Here is a 13,978-nt window from a genome sequence, read left to right as displayed (position 1 = left end):
CTCTTTAGACCCACGTATTGGCAGCCATTATAACAACCCATCATTCGGTTACGGTGGTTATTGTTTACCAAAAGATACCAAGCAACTGTTAGCTAACTACGATGACGTGCCAAATAACTTGATTAACGCCATTGTGGAATCGAACCGCACCCGCAAAGACTTTATTTCCGATGCGATTATTGCTAAAGCACCACGTAAAGTCGGTGTTTATCGCTTAGTGATGAAGGCTGGCTCTGATAATTTCCGCGCCTCTGCGGTACAGGGTGTGATGAAACGCATCAAAGCCAAGGGTATCGAAGTGGTGGTGTATGAGCCTGTTTTAAAAGAAAATGAATTTTTCCGCTCTAAAGTTATTCGTGACTTAGAGACTTTCAAAGCAGAAAGCGACATTATTTTAGCCAACCGGATGGTGCCTGAGCTGGAAGATGTGGCAGAGAAAGTCTATACCCGCGATTTATTTGGTAACGACTAAGCGGTTTTTATGAGAGTAGGTTGGCACTATGGTGACCTGCTCTCATAGATAGAGCCGTACAGCTTTTCTAAAACCTTACCAATTTTGAGGTATATCGCACAACTTACCTATTTTTAGACGCCATTTTGCAACAATCGCTAAGAAATGTCGTTTGCCATTTGCTAGCATCCGTCAATTGATTAAAAATTGGCTATTTTGCTATGCAGAACATAATAAAAAAACAAAGAGACGGTTTTATCACCTATCAAAAAGAAGGTGAGATAGATTTTTGGCAAATTGTTAATGATTATATTGATGGGAAGATCTCGGGTAAGAATTTAGGTAGCGGAAATATTGAGAGAAGTGTTGCTCGTATTCATGTAGATGGGCAAAACTATATTATTAAATGTGAAAAAGAACGGGATAAGCGTATTGAAAAACGGTTGATGCGTATTATTTCAGGACCTTTTTATTCACAGTTATTAATGCGATTAGTCTCTGCTCAAAATAAAGGTTGTATGGTAACCAATGACATCTATTTCGTTGCTGAAAAAATGGTCGGTCGTGAGTCAGTAGAAACATGGATTATTGCGGAATATGTGGAAGGAACGGTTTTATCTGAACTGGATGATATTACGCCTTACTATGCAGAAATGAAGTCTGTCATTAACCAATTACATAACTATGGTTTATCTTCTAATGACATCCATGCAGGAAACTTTGTTGTAACCAATGAGGGGCTAAAGGTTATTGATTTATCAGATTATGGTAATTTTGCTATTTGCAAAGCGAATGATTTAATTGCATTACAGCGTTTTTACGATATTGAACCCGATAGCAAAAATTGTGTTTATCGCTTTATTCGTTTTAGAGATAACTTTCGTCATTGGTCAAGAAAAATAAGAGGAAAGAAAACTCGGCTTTAGTGTGCTATGCCAAGTTTTCATTACTACTAAATTACCGAAAATAACAAAGTTACCGATCACAACAAAACTATTGATAAAGCGCATCTAAAAATTCAGGGGTAAAACTACCTGTCCCATGGCAGCGCTGGGTTGCGGTTTCTCCGGCTTGCTTCATGATAGCGCAAGCAGCGGCAACATTTTGCAGCCTATCACCAGGTAGAGCACAACATGCAGCAACCACCGCAGAAAGAGCGCATCCCGTACCGACCACCCGAGTCATTAAAATATGGCCGCCAGTCACCGCAAAGGTGCGTGTTCCATCGGTGATGTAATCCACTTCACCGCTTATCGCAACAATAGTCTTAGCTTGTCTCGCTAATAATTGTGCCGCGGGGAGTGCATCATCAGTGGAGTTAAGGGAATCAACGCCTCTGCCACCTGCACTGCTTCCTGCTAACGCCATAATTTCAGAAGCATTACCGCGAATAGCGGCAGGTTTGAGTGTCAACAATTCATGGCAAAAATGGGTACGAAAGCTGAGCGCACCTGCAGCGACAGGGTCAAGTACCCAAGGTTTTTGTGCTTGATTTGCACTGTTAACCGCACATTTCATCGCATATCGACGCTCTGTCGTTAATGTGCCCACATTAATTAGTAAGCCATGTGCGATAGCGGCAAACTGCTTAGCTTCTTCGGGTTCAATCACCATGGCTGGGGAACAGCCGAGTGCTAATAGGACATTGGCAGTGAAGGTCTGAACAACATCGTTTGTCATGCAATGAACAAGAGGAGATTGAGAATTAAGTTGCTGTAGTACCAGTGATTTCGCCGTGTTACTGATGTGTTCAAATTCTAACATGATCCCCTCATTAATAGTGATAGAGTATAGGTTTGTTGATTTATTCTACACTCTATCTGTTTTAATGAAAGAACCGCTTAATCAGCAAGGTACTTCTCCATTACCATTCCACCAGCACCCTGAGCAACGATTTCATATGAATCATTGGCGGGATAAATACGTGTCTTAATATGAGGGAAAATAGCGAGTTTTTCTTCAATCGATTTTTTAGTCATCTCAAAAAAATGATTTTTAGGTGTTAGGGTACCGCCGCACACCACCACATCGGCTTGCGTCGTTAAAATAGCATTAGCGATGGCGATACCATAATAATAGGCCGCTTCACCAAGCGCTTCGAGGCACAGGGCATCGTCCAATGTGAGAGCTTGGAAAATAGTATGGTAGCTAATTTCAGACTCATTATTAACTAATTCATTGATTATTGAACTTTTACCCAACCTGAGTTGCTGGATTACTCGTGCCTTAATCGCAGACAGTGAACTATATTGCTTTAAACAGCCAAATGACCCACATTCACAGCGCTGGCCATTAATATCAATCGTTGTATGGCCAAAAGCTTGAGCTGTACTAATGGGGGCCGGAGCGTATTGGTTATTGATGATGGTGCAACTGCGAATATCAGTATCACAGGTTGTGAATAAAAATCTTTGGCTATCAGAGGTATAGCGCAAGCGATACTCAGCAAAAGCCGCAAAACTAATCCCACTTCCGAGTAACACAAAACAAGGAACTTTACTGGAAATGTAGTCGTGAAGTTCTTTTATTCTTGCGTGGTATTGATGATATGGCAGTTTATCACGTTCTAAAATATGGTCGATGGCGATGCCGATACCCAACAAGCTTTCTACGCTAAGTCCATGTTCAGCTAATAAAATATCTAATCTGTTGAGCAGATGATCCACCATATTTTCTGCGGTTTCTAGGTGCTCATATTTCACTTTTACCATACCTAAAATATCCAATTTTAGGTTTTGTAAAACAATCGTTGAATATATATCACTCATTTCAATGCCAACAAGATAACCATCTGCAGCATTAATGTTATAGAGGATTGGTTTACGGCCACCGGTCGACTCTCCGAGCTCAGAAGTCGAAATTAAGTGATTTCTCCCCAGTTCGTCGAGTAACCGAGCACAAGTTGCTGGTTTCATGCTAGCCAGTGATGTCAACGTCTCTGCCCTAATGGGACCATGGTTTAAAATTAATCGGTAAAGCGTTTTGAGTTTTTGTGTTTTTGAATTTTTTGAGGTGCGAAATTCATTTAATAGTGTATGTAACAAGCGCCTCACTCCTTTTCATTCCGACTCTATCGATAAAGATTAGCAAATATACGCATAAGATTCTGCTTCCTGTGACACATCATATCGAAATACTTTTTATTAAAATGAGATTAAGATCGCTGTTCTGTTTCTAAATTGCTTTATGATCAATTTTAACAATTTTTAGTCGATGTCAATTTGGAGACAACAACCATGCATCATACAAAAGATATTCTAGAAAGCTTAAGCTTTATTCAGTCTCGCACAGATATTAAACCAACAGTGGGCATTATTCTGGGTTCAGGACTCGGTCCGTTCGCGGATACATTAGAAAATGCAGTGCATATTCCTTATAGCGAAATTCCACACTTTGCTAAATCTGAAGCGGTAGGGCATGCCAATGAATTGGTGATCGGCACCATCGCAGGTAAAAATGTGGTTGCCATGAAAGGCCGTTTCCACTATTACGAAGGCTTTACCCTTGACCAAGTCACTTTCCCTGTGCGTTTGATGAAAGCGTTGGGTGTTGAAAAATTGATTATCACCAATGCCTGCGGTGCGGTAAATACCGACTTCAACCCAGGTGATCTGATGATTATTACCGATCATATTAATTTAACTGCAAATAACCCACTGATGGGGCCAAATAACCCTGAATTAGGGGTGCGTTTCTTGGATGTCAGTGAGGTGTATAACAAAGAATTACGCCAAACAATCAAGAATGTAGCGGCTGAACAAGGTGTTTCTGTCCGTGAAGGTGTTTATGCATGGTGGACAGGCCCAACTTATGAAACACCTGCCGAAATTCGTATGATCAGAACCTTAGGCGCAGATGCTGTTGGTATGTCTACCGTACCAGAAGCTCTGGTCGCTCATCATTCACAAATTAAAACAGTGGGCATTTCCTGCTTAACCAATATGGCTTGCGGTATTTTAGAACAGCCACTTAGTCATGACGAAGTTATTGAAACAGCTGAAAAAGTTAAAGCGACCTTCTTGAAATTAGTGACAGGCGTGATCGAACGCTTCTAATTTTTTAGGTTCTTTTTCTCAAACTAATATAAAGATGTCCATGACACTAAATAAGGTGAATATTGAAATGAAATTTAAAGGTCTAATTTTAGTTTCTTTAGGCGCTTGTAGTTATGGCATCCTTTCAACACTCGTCGTGTTGGCCTACCGCGCAGGGTATTCCTTGAATGATGTCATCGGTAGCCAAACGGTATTAGGTGCGATTTTACTGTGGTTTTTTGTTGTCGCAGGCGTATTAGTTAAAAAAGCACGTCTAGTATGGCCAACACGTCGGCAAGGCCTATTAATGTTATTCACTGGGACGACAACCGGGTTAACCGGGCTTTTGTATTATGCATCATTGCAATATTTATCCCCTGCACTTGGTGTCGTACTCTTTTTGCAATTTACATGGATGGGGGTTGCAATTAACGCATTTATTGACCGCAAAATTCCTCCCGTAATGACCATGGTGTCAGTTGTGGTGATATTAATTGGAACAGTATTAGCGACAGGTTTGTTAAACAGTTCAGGGATCGTGTTTCACTGGCTTGGTGTGCTATTAGGATTATGTGCAGCATTATCGAACGCTATTCGTGTTTACGTCAGTGGAGCATTAGCGGTTAAAACAGATCCTATGATGCGTTCTGCAATTATGGTAACAGGGGGCGCAATTTTGACATCAATTGTTGTTCCGCCAACATTCTTATTGAGCGCTTCAACGTTTCAATCTCTATTTTTCTCATACGGATTACCTCTGGCTTTCTTTGGTTCTTTCTTCGGTATGTGGATGTTTGCCAAAGGTACTCCACTGATCGGTACCAGTTTAGCGACCATTGTTAGCTCAATGCAGTTACCTGTCACGATTTTATTATCCGTAACGGTATTGCATTTACCTCTTGAATTCATTCAGTTTGTTGGTGTTGCTGTCATCCTTATGGGTGTTACCATTGCTGAGTTGAAAATAAAAACAAATAAATATAACTCCAAACGGAGCCTTGTATGAATATTAAATCCCGCTTGAAAATCATGCTTTTCCTGCAATATTTTGTTTGGGGAAGTTGGTTAGTTACACTCGGCTCGTACATGATGAAAACATTGAGTTTTTCAGGTGCAGAAGTCGGTATGGTGTATAGCTCAAAGGGTATTGCTGCTATTTTAATGCCCGGGCTTATCGGAATCATTGCAGATAAATACATTCCAGCAAATCGTTTATATATGATTTGCCATTTGATTGGGGCTGCTGCATTGTTTTATGCCGCAACAGTCACAAGTTCAACTATCATGTTCTGGGTGATGTTAATTAATGCAATGGCCTTTATGCCAACAATTGCACTCTCAAATAGCATCAGTTATTCATCATTAAGCCAATATCAGCTCGATTCAGTGAGTAACTTTCCACCTATTCGTGTGTTTGGTACGGTAGGCTTTATTGTTGCAATGTGGAGCATTAGCTTATTGAAATTTGAGCTAAGTAGTATGCAGCTTTATATTGCAGGTGGTTGTTCATTGCTTTTAGCGCTTTATTCACTAACTTTGCCAAAAATTGAAGTCAATAAAAAAGCGATTTCAAGTAGTTGGATCAGTAAGCTAGGTTTAGATGCTTTGGTGTTATTTAAAAAGCCTATTATGGCGGTATTTTTCTTATTCGCTATGTTACTTGGCGCTGTTTTACAAATCACGAATACATTTGGTAACCCATTCTTGCACGACTTCGGGCTGAACCCGTTATACCAAGATAGTTTGGTGGTACAGTATCCATCGATATTATTATCGATCTCTCAGATGGCTGAAGTGTGTTTTATCTTAGCAATTCCATTTTTCTTGAAACGCTATGGCATTAAAACAGTCATGTTATTAAGTATGTTCGCTTGGACACTACGCTTTGGTTTCTTTGCGTTTGGCGACCCATCAGCCATTGGTTTGATGTTCTTGATCATGTCGATGATTGTTTATGGCTGCGCATTTGATTTCTTTAATATTTCAGGCTCTATATTTATTGAAAGAGAAGTAGATACGCGTATGCGTGCGAGTGCCCAAGGCTTATTTATGACAATGGTTAACGGTGTTGGGGCCTATTTTGGTGCGATACTAAGTGGATTGGTTGTCGACTATTACACCGTGGATGGTATTAAAGATTGGCAAATGATTTGGTTAGTTTTTGCTTCTTATACTGTTGTATTGGCAATAATATTCCAATTTACGTTCCATTATCACCATGATAAAGACGCAGCACTGAAAGAAGCCAAATCTAGCTAAGATAAATCGTTATAAATAACATTCAATTTAAGAGAAAACCATAAATTTGGTTTTCTCTTTTTTGTTAGTTTTAACATTAAACATAATTACGTTTACCGCGTAAAATATGCTCAGTCAGCGTTTCTTCCGCAAGGGTAAATTCTTTTGCTTTGAGTTGCTCAACCAATTGCTGATGTTGGCGTGTAGATTCATAATAATATTCATTGCGATAAATAGGGTCGGGCTGAAAATATACTCGCTGGCGAATATTGTCCGCTAAATCTAAGAAAACTGAGTTATCCAGTAATTCTAAGAAGAAACGGTGGAATCGTTCATCTTCTTTTATCCAACCTTGATAGTCATTTTCCTTCAATAATTCATTTTGCCGCTCAATAATGGTCTCTAAAATAGAAAAATGCTCATTAGTTAAATATTCACGCACTAATTTAATTGCATGTGACTCAATTGCTAAGCGTAAATCATAATTATCTCGAGTCTCTTTTAACGATAGTTTCTGAATAAAAACACCTTTTCGAGGGATAATTTTGACTAAGCCTTCATTTTGCAATTGATATAAGGCTTCGCGAATTGGGGTGCGACTCATACCGAGTTCCTCAACTAAGCTATTTTCAGAGGTATAACTTTCCTCTCCAAATTGCTTACTGAGAATTTTATGCTTAATTGCGGTATAGGCTTGTTGGCTTAGTGGTTTATCTTTCATCAGGATCTTGTGTTAATAATAGAAATTTTAGTGAGTATAGAAAGGAATAGGCTGGTATACAAGTAATGCACTAGTTTTATATTATTTAGGGCGCTGTTAAATTTTGGTGGGTAATTGAACTTAACTTGTTGAATAAACCAGCATCCTTGCCAGTTTTTTAGACTAATACAGCTCAGGGCGCCGGTTTTGCATGCAAGGTAATTTTTCTCGTGTTTCTGCGGTATGCTGCGTTGATATTTCAGCAAAAAATAGTGTTTCATCGTAGCCAGCAGAGGCAATGGTTACGCCAAGCGCATCACAAACAAGGCTGCGGCCAATAAAAATATTACCAGTTTGGTCACATGCGCAGACAGGAATTGTGTTCTCCAAAGCGCGTGCTTTAACTAATGTTTGGTAATGCTCCTCTTTAAGTGGCCCACTTACCCATGCTGTGGGAACGAGTATAAGGTCTGCGCCAGCTAAGGTTAGTTTTCGAGCAACTTCTGGGAAACGCAACTCATAACAGACTAAAACGCCAATTTTGCCAAATTCAGTTTCCACAGGTTTTAACGCATTATTACTTTGAATAATGTTGAGGGATTCCTGATATGAAAAGGCATCGTACAGGTGGGTTTTTTGGTAATGATAGATAAGCTCACCTTGGCGGTTCAACATAACTGTCGTGTTGAATGCTCTTTTCGGCTCATTCGGGGCACTTTCATAAATTCCACAAGTCACATAAATACCGCATTGTTTAGCGGTTTTTGCCAACTCGGAGACAAAAGGGCCATCAACAGGCTCTGCGACATCGGCATAGCTAATACCGCTATCTGCAGGAACAAATGCCATGAACATTTCCGGCAATAGGACGAGGTCGGCACCGCCTTGAGCAGCTTTTTGTATAGTGTCACAGGCTTTTTTTAAATTTAGAGCTTTATCTGGGCTACTGGCAAGCTGAGCAATTGCAATTTTCATGGAGTCTCCTTATTCAAAAAATTTAGCTGCACCTGAAATCGCCGCTAATGTTTCACCAGCATCAATGCGCTTTTTAACATCAATTTCAGCATGTTGAGCATTAAGGGCTCGTTGACGATATTCTTGCAGAGTAACTTCATCGGCGACTAAAATGCCATCACCATCTGCGATGATTAAATTACCGGGATGAATCGTTACGCCATCTATACTAATTGGCACATTAATTGCGCCTTCAATACCTAAGATTCGCGTCGTCAACGGGCTCACTTTACGTGCATAAATAGGAACACCAATCTCACCTAATGCTTTGATATCAGTGACACAACCATCAATAACTGCGCCGGCAATTTTCTTTGCCCGTGCCATGTAAGAAACCATTTCGCCCCAACAAGCACGATCATAATCCCCAGACATATCGATACAGACAACATCGCCTTCTTGCACGATGTCGAAAACCTTATGTACAGCAGATGAATCCATATGCGGAATACGTACAGTTACAGCATTACCAATAAATTGGCACTGTTCAATTTGTGGGCGTAATGTTTTTAGAAAACCGAAGTCAGTCATGTGTCCAATAGTTGACGGGCAAACATCACGGCAACTTTCGATAACTTCTGGGCTAAAACAGGCAACTCGAGGATTTAATGTAAACATAGGGACACCTTTATTTATTGAATATAATGTGTTTTGGGTAAAAATTAGTCAGGATTAACGGCAGCAGCTAAAGGTTTATCAGGCTGAATGAAAAACCAGCAAACAATCGCTAAACTGATAGGTATCACATTGAAAAGTAAAGCGACGGTCCAGCCAAAATGCTGTGCAAGCCAGCCACATAAAATAGGGGAAATAACACCACCGAGATTACCCCACAAGTTCATCCATCCACTGACCGAGCCAGCATATTGGCGGCCTTTATCTGCTGCGATTGCCCAAGAGGTCACAACTGGTAATCCTAGAGAGCCGAGCGCAAGGGTTAGCCATGCAACACTAGCGATGGCACTTTCAGTTTGAGCTGCGCCGCAAATCCCCACGATAAATAGAATAAAACCGGCAATCGCGATATAGCCTCTAGCGACTAACTGCGAGTACCCTTTGTTGAGTAACCAATCAGAAATTGAGCCTGCAGTGAGTACTGCGATACAAATTGCTAACCAAGGAAAACTGGCGGCTACGCCCATTTGGGTTAATGAAAAGCCTCGAGCTTCTTGTAAGTAGGTGGGTAACCAAATCATGAATAAGGTGGTCATATAGGCAACAAAAAAATATTGGAAGCCAACAGCCCAGAAAGGACGTTCTTTCATAAATTTGCGCCAAGGGGCTTTAACATCAGTACCGCCTTGCTCACTAATTGTTCGGCCTTCATGGATGAATGCGATTTCACTTTGAGAAATTTTAGGGTGTTGCTCAGGCTTATTTCTGGCAAAAAAATACCAAACCATGCCGATAAGAATGCCAATCACACCAAATATATAGAAAACGGCATGCCACCCGAATGAAATCATAATAAATACGGTAAGAGTGGGGGCAATCACAGGCCCAAAATAGGAACCGGCAAGTAAGAAGCTAGCGGCTCGTGCCTTTTCATTTTGGCGAAACCACCATGTATTAAAAACGGCATTTGCAGGGTAGAGCGGCGCTTCCCCAACGCCGAATAGGAAGCGTACGATACATAGCCAAATATAGGTAGGAGCCACGACAGTTAAGATGGTAAATGCAGACCAAATATATAGGCTGATGGTTGCGATTAGTCTGCTACCAAACCGCTCTGCAAGTATCCCGCTTGGGATTTGGGCTAGTGCATAGCCAAGAGAAAATAACGCACCCAAAAAGCCAAATTGAACTTTGCTCATTCCTAAATCGGTCATCATATGTTCGGCCACAATGGAAATATTGGCGCGATCCATATACGCAATCAAACCGATAATAAAAAATATTGCTGCTAATCCCCAACGTAAACGCCCTGGTGAGTCTTTCGTTGCTGGTGTTACAACAGAATCATTATGTGACATAGAGTTACCTTTTTATTGGTTTGTCGAGGTAATCAACCTTATTGTATTTATATTGAATTCAACTTGTATACAAGACGGATGTTAATAAGCAGTTATTGAGGTGTCAAAGATCTGTTTTGTTATCTGTGACTGAACTCAAAACATTTGATTGATTTATGAGCGAGATCTTATTTTTAGGAAAATAGATAGGTAATAAATTTTATTATGAAAAATCAAGTTGTTATGATTTCATGGGGAACGATTTAATCGACGTTACTAATTATTTGAGAAAGAATAATTAATACTGCTTCGGTATAAATTTTTTAATATCGTCGAAGGGTTGTTGTGGAATATAGCTTCAAAAATCGTGACAACTAGCACCTATTTCGAGTAAATATTGAGAATATCTCCAAAAAAAGCCAAACGATAATTAAGGTCGATTAGCTTTTTATGGATTAAAATCGTCAAGGAGTGATTATTCAATATTTTGAATTTGTTCTCTCATTTGCTCGATTAATACTTTGAGTTCAACTGCAGAGGTTGTAACTTCGCTATTAATTGATTTTGACGCTAACGTATTAGCTTCGCGGTTGAATTCTTGCATCATAAAGTCAAGGCGGCGACCAGTTGCCTCTTTTTTCTTCAAGATATTACGCGTTTCTTTAACGTGAGCTTCTAGTCTATCCAGTTCTTCTGCAACATCAACACGTTGAGCCAATAGAATAAGTTCTTGTTCCAGACGGTTGTTATCCACTTGAATATCAGCTTCTTCTAACTTATTTTGTAAGCGTTCACGTTGCCACTGTAAAATTTCTGGCATATGTTGACGTACTTTTGCGACTTCAACTAAGACGCCATCAAGGCGTTGTTCGATGAGTGCATGCAATGAAGCACCTTCAGCTTCACGGCTTTGAATGAAAGCATCAATAGCTTCATCTAAGCCTGCCAGTAGCTGTTCGCTGATGACATCTAAATCTTGTTCACCTGCTGACATCACACCCGGCCAACGCAAAATTTCTAATGGGTTTATTTCACCTTCATGGCTGTAATTTTTAACCCAATTCGCAGCACTGATTAATTGGCGTGCTAATTGTTCATTTAGGATTAATTCACCACGATTTGCGCCATCTAACTCAAAGCGTAGGCTACATTCTACCTTTCCACGTGTTAGGCGAGAACGCAGACGTTCGCGAATAACGGGCTCAAGGCTTCTGAATTGCTCAGGTAAGCGAATATACGTTTCTAAATAACGTTGGTTCACGGAACGCAGCTCCCAGGCCGCATTCCCCCATTCACCCTTGATATCCCGACGGGCAAAAGCGGTCATACTACGGATCATAATTCGTTCCCATTATCGTAAAGATTTAGGCGATTATAACGCTATGCAGGATGACAGGATAGGCATTATCGCTTGAACAACGTATAATGCGTCCCAATTTGAGTTGATAATGGAGATAACACCATGCGCCCAGCAGATAGACAAGCAGACCAAATGCGCCCGATTACTATCACGCGCAACTATACTAAGCATGCAGAAGGCTCTGTTCTTATTGAGTTTGGCGACACGAAGGTGTTATGTAATGCAACTGTTGAAGAAGGGGTTCCTCGCTTTTTAAAAGGGCAGGGGCAAGGTTGGGTTACAGCGGAGTATGGCATGTTACCGCGCGCAACAAACTCACGTAATCAACGTGAAGCTGCACGAGGAAAACAAACCGGTCGTACGATGGAAATCCAACGTTTAATTGCACGTTCTTTACGTGCTGCGGTTGACCTTAAAAAATTAGGTGAATACACCATTACTTTAGACTGTGATGTTATTCAAGCGGATGGTGGTACACGGACAGCAGCGATTTCTGGTGCTTGTGTGGCGCTTGTTGATGCACTGAATAACATGGTTGAGCAAGGTAAAATTGCAAAAAGCCCACTAAAATCAATGGTTGCTGCCGTTTCGGTTGGAATTGTAAACCAAGAAGCTCTATGTGATCTTGAGTATGTTGAAGATTCTGCAGCTGAAACCGATATGAATGTTGTCATGATGGATGATGGCCGAATGATTGAAGTACAGGGCACCGCAGAAGGCGAACCGTTTAGTCATGAAGAGTTATTAGCCCTATTGGCGTTAGCTAAAACAGGTTTAAATACCATTTTTGAAGCTCAGCGAGAAGCGCTGAAGTAAGTTAATCATTAATTAGGCGGCTGAAAAGTCGCCTTTTTTATGCCTGCTGGTTCATCAACTAGTGTGCCAGCTTTGAAAATAGATAAATAATCATCAACGAGGAGAATGACCAATGAAAGCCTATCAGCGCGATTTTATTGAACTTGCCATGAAAAAACAGGTACTTAAATTTGGTGAGTTTACGCTGAAATCAGGTCGTAAAAGCCCTTACTTTTTCAATGCGGGGTTATTTAATACAGGGCGTGATCTGGCACTTGTCGGTCGTTTTTATGCACAAGCATTACAAGATAGCGCAATTGAGTGTGATGTCATTTTTGGTCCAGCGTATAAAGGGATCCCCATTGCAACGACGACAGCGGTAGCACTTTCTGAGCACCATGACATCGATATGCCATACTGCTTCAACCGCAAAGAAGCTAAAGACCATGGGGAAGGCGGCGTGTTAGTCGGAAGTCCTTTACAAGGGCGTGTTGTGGTAGTTGATGATGTGATTACCGCAGGGACGGCAATTCGTGAATCAATGGAAATTATTAAACAACAACAAGCTACGTTGAATGGTGTTCTGTTATGCCTTGATCGCCAAGAAAAAGGCAAAGGTGAAATTTCAGCAGTACAAGAGGTTGAGCGTGATTATGGTTGTAAAGTTTACTCAATTATTACCATGAGCGATTTAATCACCTATCTTGCTGAAAAGGAAGGTATGCAGGAACATTTAGCGGCTATGAAGGCTTATCGCGAACAATACGGAATTGAATAAAAAAAGCCCTCGCCCAATGATGGGCGGGGTGAGTAGTATAAATAATCGGTTATTGTAACTGAGCTAGAATTAAAGGCCAGCGCGATTCAAACTCGACGGTTGGCCGATAACGAAACTCAGAACGCACAAAACGAGAGAGCATCCCTTCACAAAAGGCTAGTAACTGAGAAGCAAGTAATGACTCATCATGAATAAACCCATGGCCATCACGTATTTTTTTCTCTTTTAACACCTGCCGTAATTGTGATTCTATACGTTCAAATAATTGGTTAATACGATCTTGCAGCCTATCTTGCTCAAACATCAGAGCATGGCCAGTCATTATACGCGTAAGCCCAGGATTTTTCTCGGAAAACCCAAGTATTAGGGCAAGTATTAGTTTAATTCTAATTATCGTATCTTTTTCATCAGTTAAAATCAGATTAATGCGTGAAACTAATGAGTCTTCAATAAACCCAATAAGGCTATCGAACATTTTCATTTTACTCGGAAAATGACGATATAGCGCAGCTTCTGATACACCAACCGTAGCAGCAAGTTTTGCTGTTGTAATACGTTGGCTGCCATCACTACTTTCTAACATTAACGCAAGAGCCTGTAAAATCTCATCACGTCTGTTACGTTTTTGTGTTATCGCTTTTTCTGCCATGTCTAAT

15 protein-coding genes are annotated in these 13,978 nt (G+C 40.6%); 7 read left to right on the top strand and 8 right to left on the bottom strand.

The window, feature by feature from the left end; translation table 11 throughout:
• Positions 1-472, top strand: a 472-nt coding sequence (locus PR725_RS15480; protein WP_272569692.1) for a UDP binding domain-containing protein, incomplete at its 5' end; no start/stop codon positions are given.
• A 200-nt stretch (positions 473-672) separates the two neighbouring features.
• Positions 673-1,377, top strand: a complete 705-nt coding sequence (locus PR725_RS15475) for a lipopolysaccharide core heptose(II) kinase RfaY (protein WP_198635141.1) — start codon at positions 673-675, stop codon at positions 1,375-1,377.
• Positions 1,378-1,444: 67 nt separating this feature from the next.
• On the opposite strand, the gene thiM is transcribed toward PR725_RS15475, so the two are convergent.
• A complete protein-coding gene (gene thiM / locus PR725_RS15470; protein ID WP_272569690.1) occupies positions 1,445-2,215 on the bottom strand; it encodes a hydroxyethylthiazole kinase in 771 nt (256 codons plus the stop codon).
• 77 nt (positions 2,216-2,292) lie between these two features.
• Positions 2,293-3,366, bottom strand: a complete 1,074-nt coding sequence (locus tag PR725_RS15465) for an ROK family protein (RefSeq protein WP_227024238.1) — start codon at positions 3,364-3,366, stop codon at positions 2,293-2,295.
• 321 nt (positions 3,367-3,687) lie between these two features.
• On the opposite strand from PR725_RS15465, the gene PR725_RS15460 reads away from it, so the two are divergent.
• The 3 genes from PR725_RS15460 to PR725_RS15450 all read left to right on the top strand — a co-directional run bounded on the left by PR725_RS15460 (position 3,688) and on the right by PR725_RS15450 (position 6,744).
• Positions 3,688-4,506 (top strand): purine-nucleoside phosphorylase, encoded by an 819-nt coding sequence (locus tag PR725_RS15460; RefSeq protein WP_004906865.1) that lies wholly within the window; start codon positions 3,688-3,690, stop codon positions 4,504-4,506.
• Positions 4,507-4,573: 67 nt separating this feature from the next.
• Positions 4,574-5,491 (top strand): DMT family transporter, encoded by a 918-nt coding sequence (locus PR725_RS15455; RefSeq protein ID WP_272569687.1) that lies wholly within the window; start codon positions 4,574-4,576, stop codon positions 5,489-5,491.
• Positions 5,488-6,744, top strand: coding sequence for a nucleoside permease (locus tag PR725_RS15450; RefSeq protein WP_109912530.1), 1,257 nt, complete (start codon positions 5,488-5,490; stop codon positions 6,742-6,744). Before PR725_RS15455 ends, PR725_RS15450 begins: the two co-directional genes overlap by 4 nt.
• A gap of 76 nt (positions 6,745-6,820) precedes the next feature.
• Here the strand turns inward: PR725_RS15450 and PR725_RS15445 are convergent, their stop codons facing one another.
• The 5 genes from PR725_RS15445 to PR725_RS15425 form a co-directional block, all read right to left on the bottom strand.
• Positions 6,821-7,444: a GntR family transcriptional regulator gene (locus PR725_RS15445; protein WP_109912529.1), complete on the bottom strand. Its 624-nt coding sequence runs from the start codon at positions 7,442-7,444 to the stop codon at positions 6,821-6,823.
• 162 nt (positions 7,445-7,606) lie between these two features.
• Positions 7,607-8,398, bottom strand: a complete 792-nt coding sequence (locus tag PR725_RS15440; RefSeq protein ID WP_110731531.1) for a carbon-nitrogen hydrolase family protein — start codon at positions 8,396-8,398, stop codon at positions 7,607-7,609.
• 9 nt (positions 8,399-8,407) lie between these two features.
• Positions 8,408-9,055 (bottom strand): RraA family protein, encoded by a 648-nt coding sequence (locus PR725_RS15435; protein WP_272569658.1) that lies wholly within the window; start codon positions 9,053-9,055, stop codon positions 8,408-8,410.
• Between the two features lie 44 nt (positions 9,056-9,099).
• Entirely contained in the window at positions 9,100-10,410 is a 1,311-nt protein-coding gene (locus PR725_RS15430) for an MFS transporter (protein ID WP_109912527.1), read from the bottom strand.
• 454 nt (positions 10,411-10,864) lie between these two features.
• On the bottom strand, positions 10,865-11,728 hold the full coding sequence (locus PR725_RS15425; protein ID WP_004906895.1) for a YicC/YloC family endoribonuclease: 864 nt from the start codon (positions 11,726-11,728) through the stop codon (positions 10,865-10,867).
• A gap of 123 nt (positions 11,729-11,851) precedes the next feature.
• Between PR725_RS15425 and rph the strand changes: the two genes are divergently transcribed.
• Positions 11,852-12,565: a ribonuclease PH gene (gene rph, locus PR725_RS15420; protein ID WP_004265108.1), complete on the top strand. Its 714-nt coding sequence runs from the start codon at positions 11,852-11,854 to the stop codon at positions 12,563-12,565.
• Between the two features lie 112 nt (positions 12,566-12,677).
• Positions 12,678-13,322 (top strand): orotate phosphoribosyltransferase, encoded by a 645-nt coding sequence (gene pyrE / locus PR725_RS15415; RefSeq protein WP_004906896.1) that lies wholly within the window; start codon positions 12,678-12,680, stop codon positions 13,320-13,322.
• A 49-nt stretch (positions 13,323-13,371) separates the two neighbouring features.
• Here pyrE and slmA read toward each other — a convergent pair whose 3' ends face one another.
• Positions 13,372-13,971: a nucleoid occlusion factor SlmA gene (slmA, locus tag PR725_RS15410; RefSeq protein ID WP_004906897.1), complete on the bottom strand. Its 600-nt coding sequence runs from the start codon at positions 13,969-13,971 to the stop codon at positions 13,372-13,374.
• Between the last annotated feature and the right edge of the window lie 7 nt (positions 13,972-13,978).

Origin of the sequence: Providencia sp. PROV255, from assembly GCF_028478065.1 — a bacterium.
In the GTDB taxonomy this organism is placed as follows: Bacteria; Pseudomonadota; Gammaproteobacteria; order Enterobacterales; family Enterobacteriaceae; genus Providencia; species Providencia rettgeri.
The sequence above is the reverse complement of the archived record's forward strand: the minus strand, read 5'-3'. Positions and strand labels throughout refer to the sequence as shown.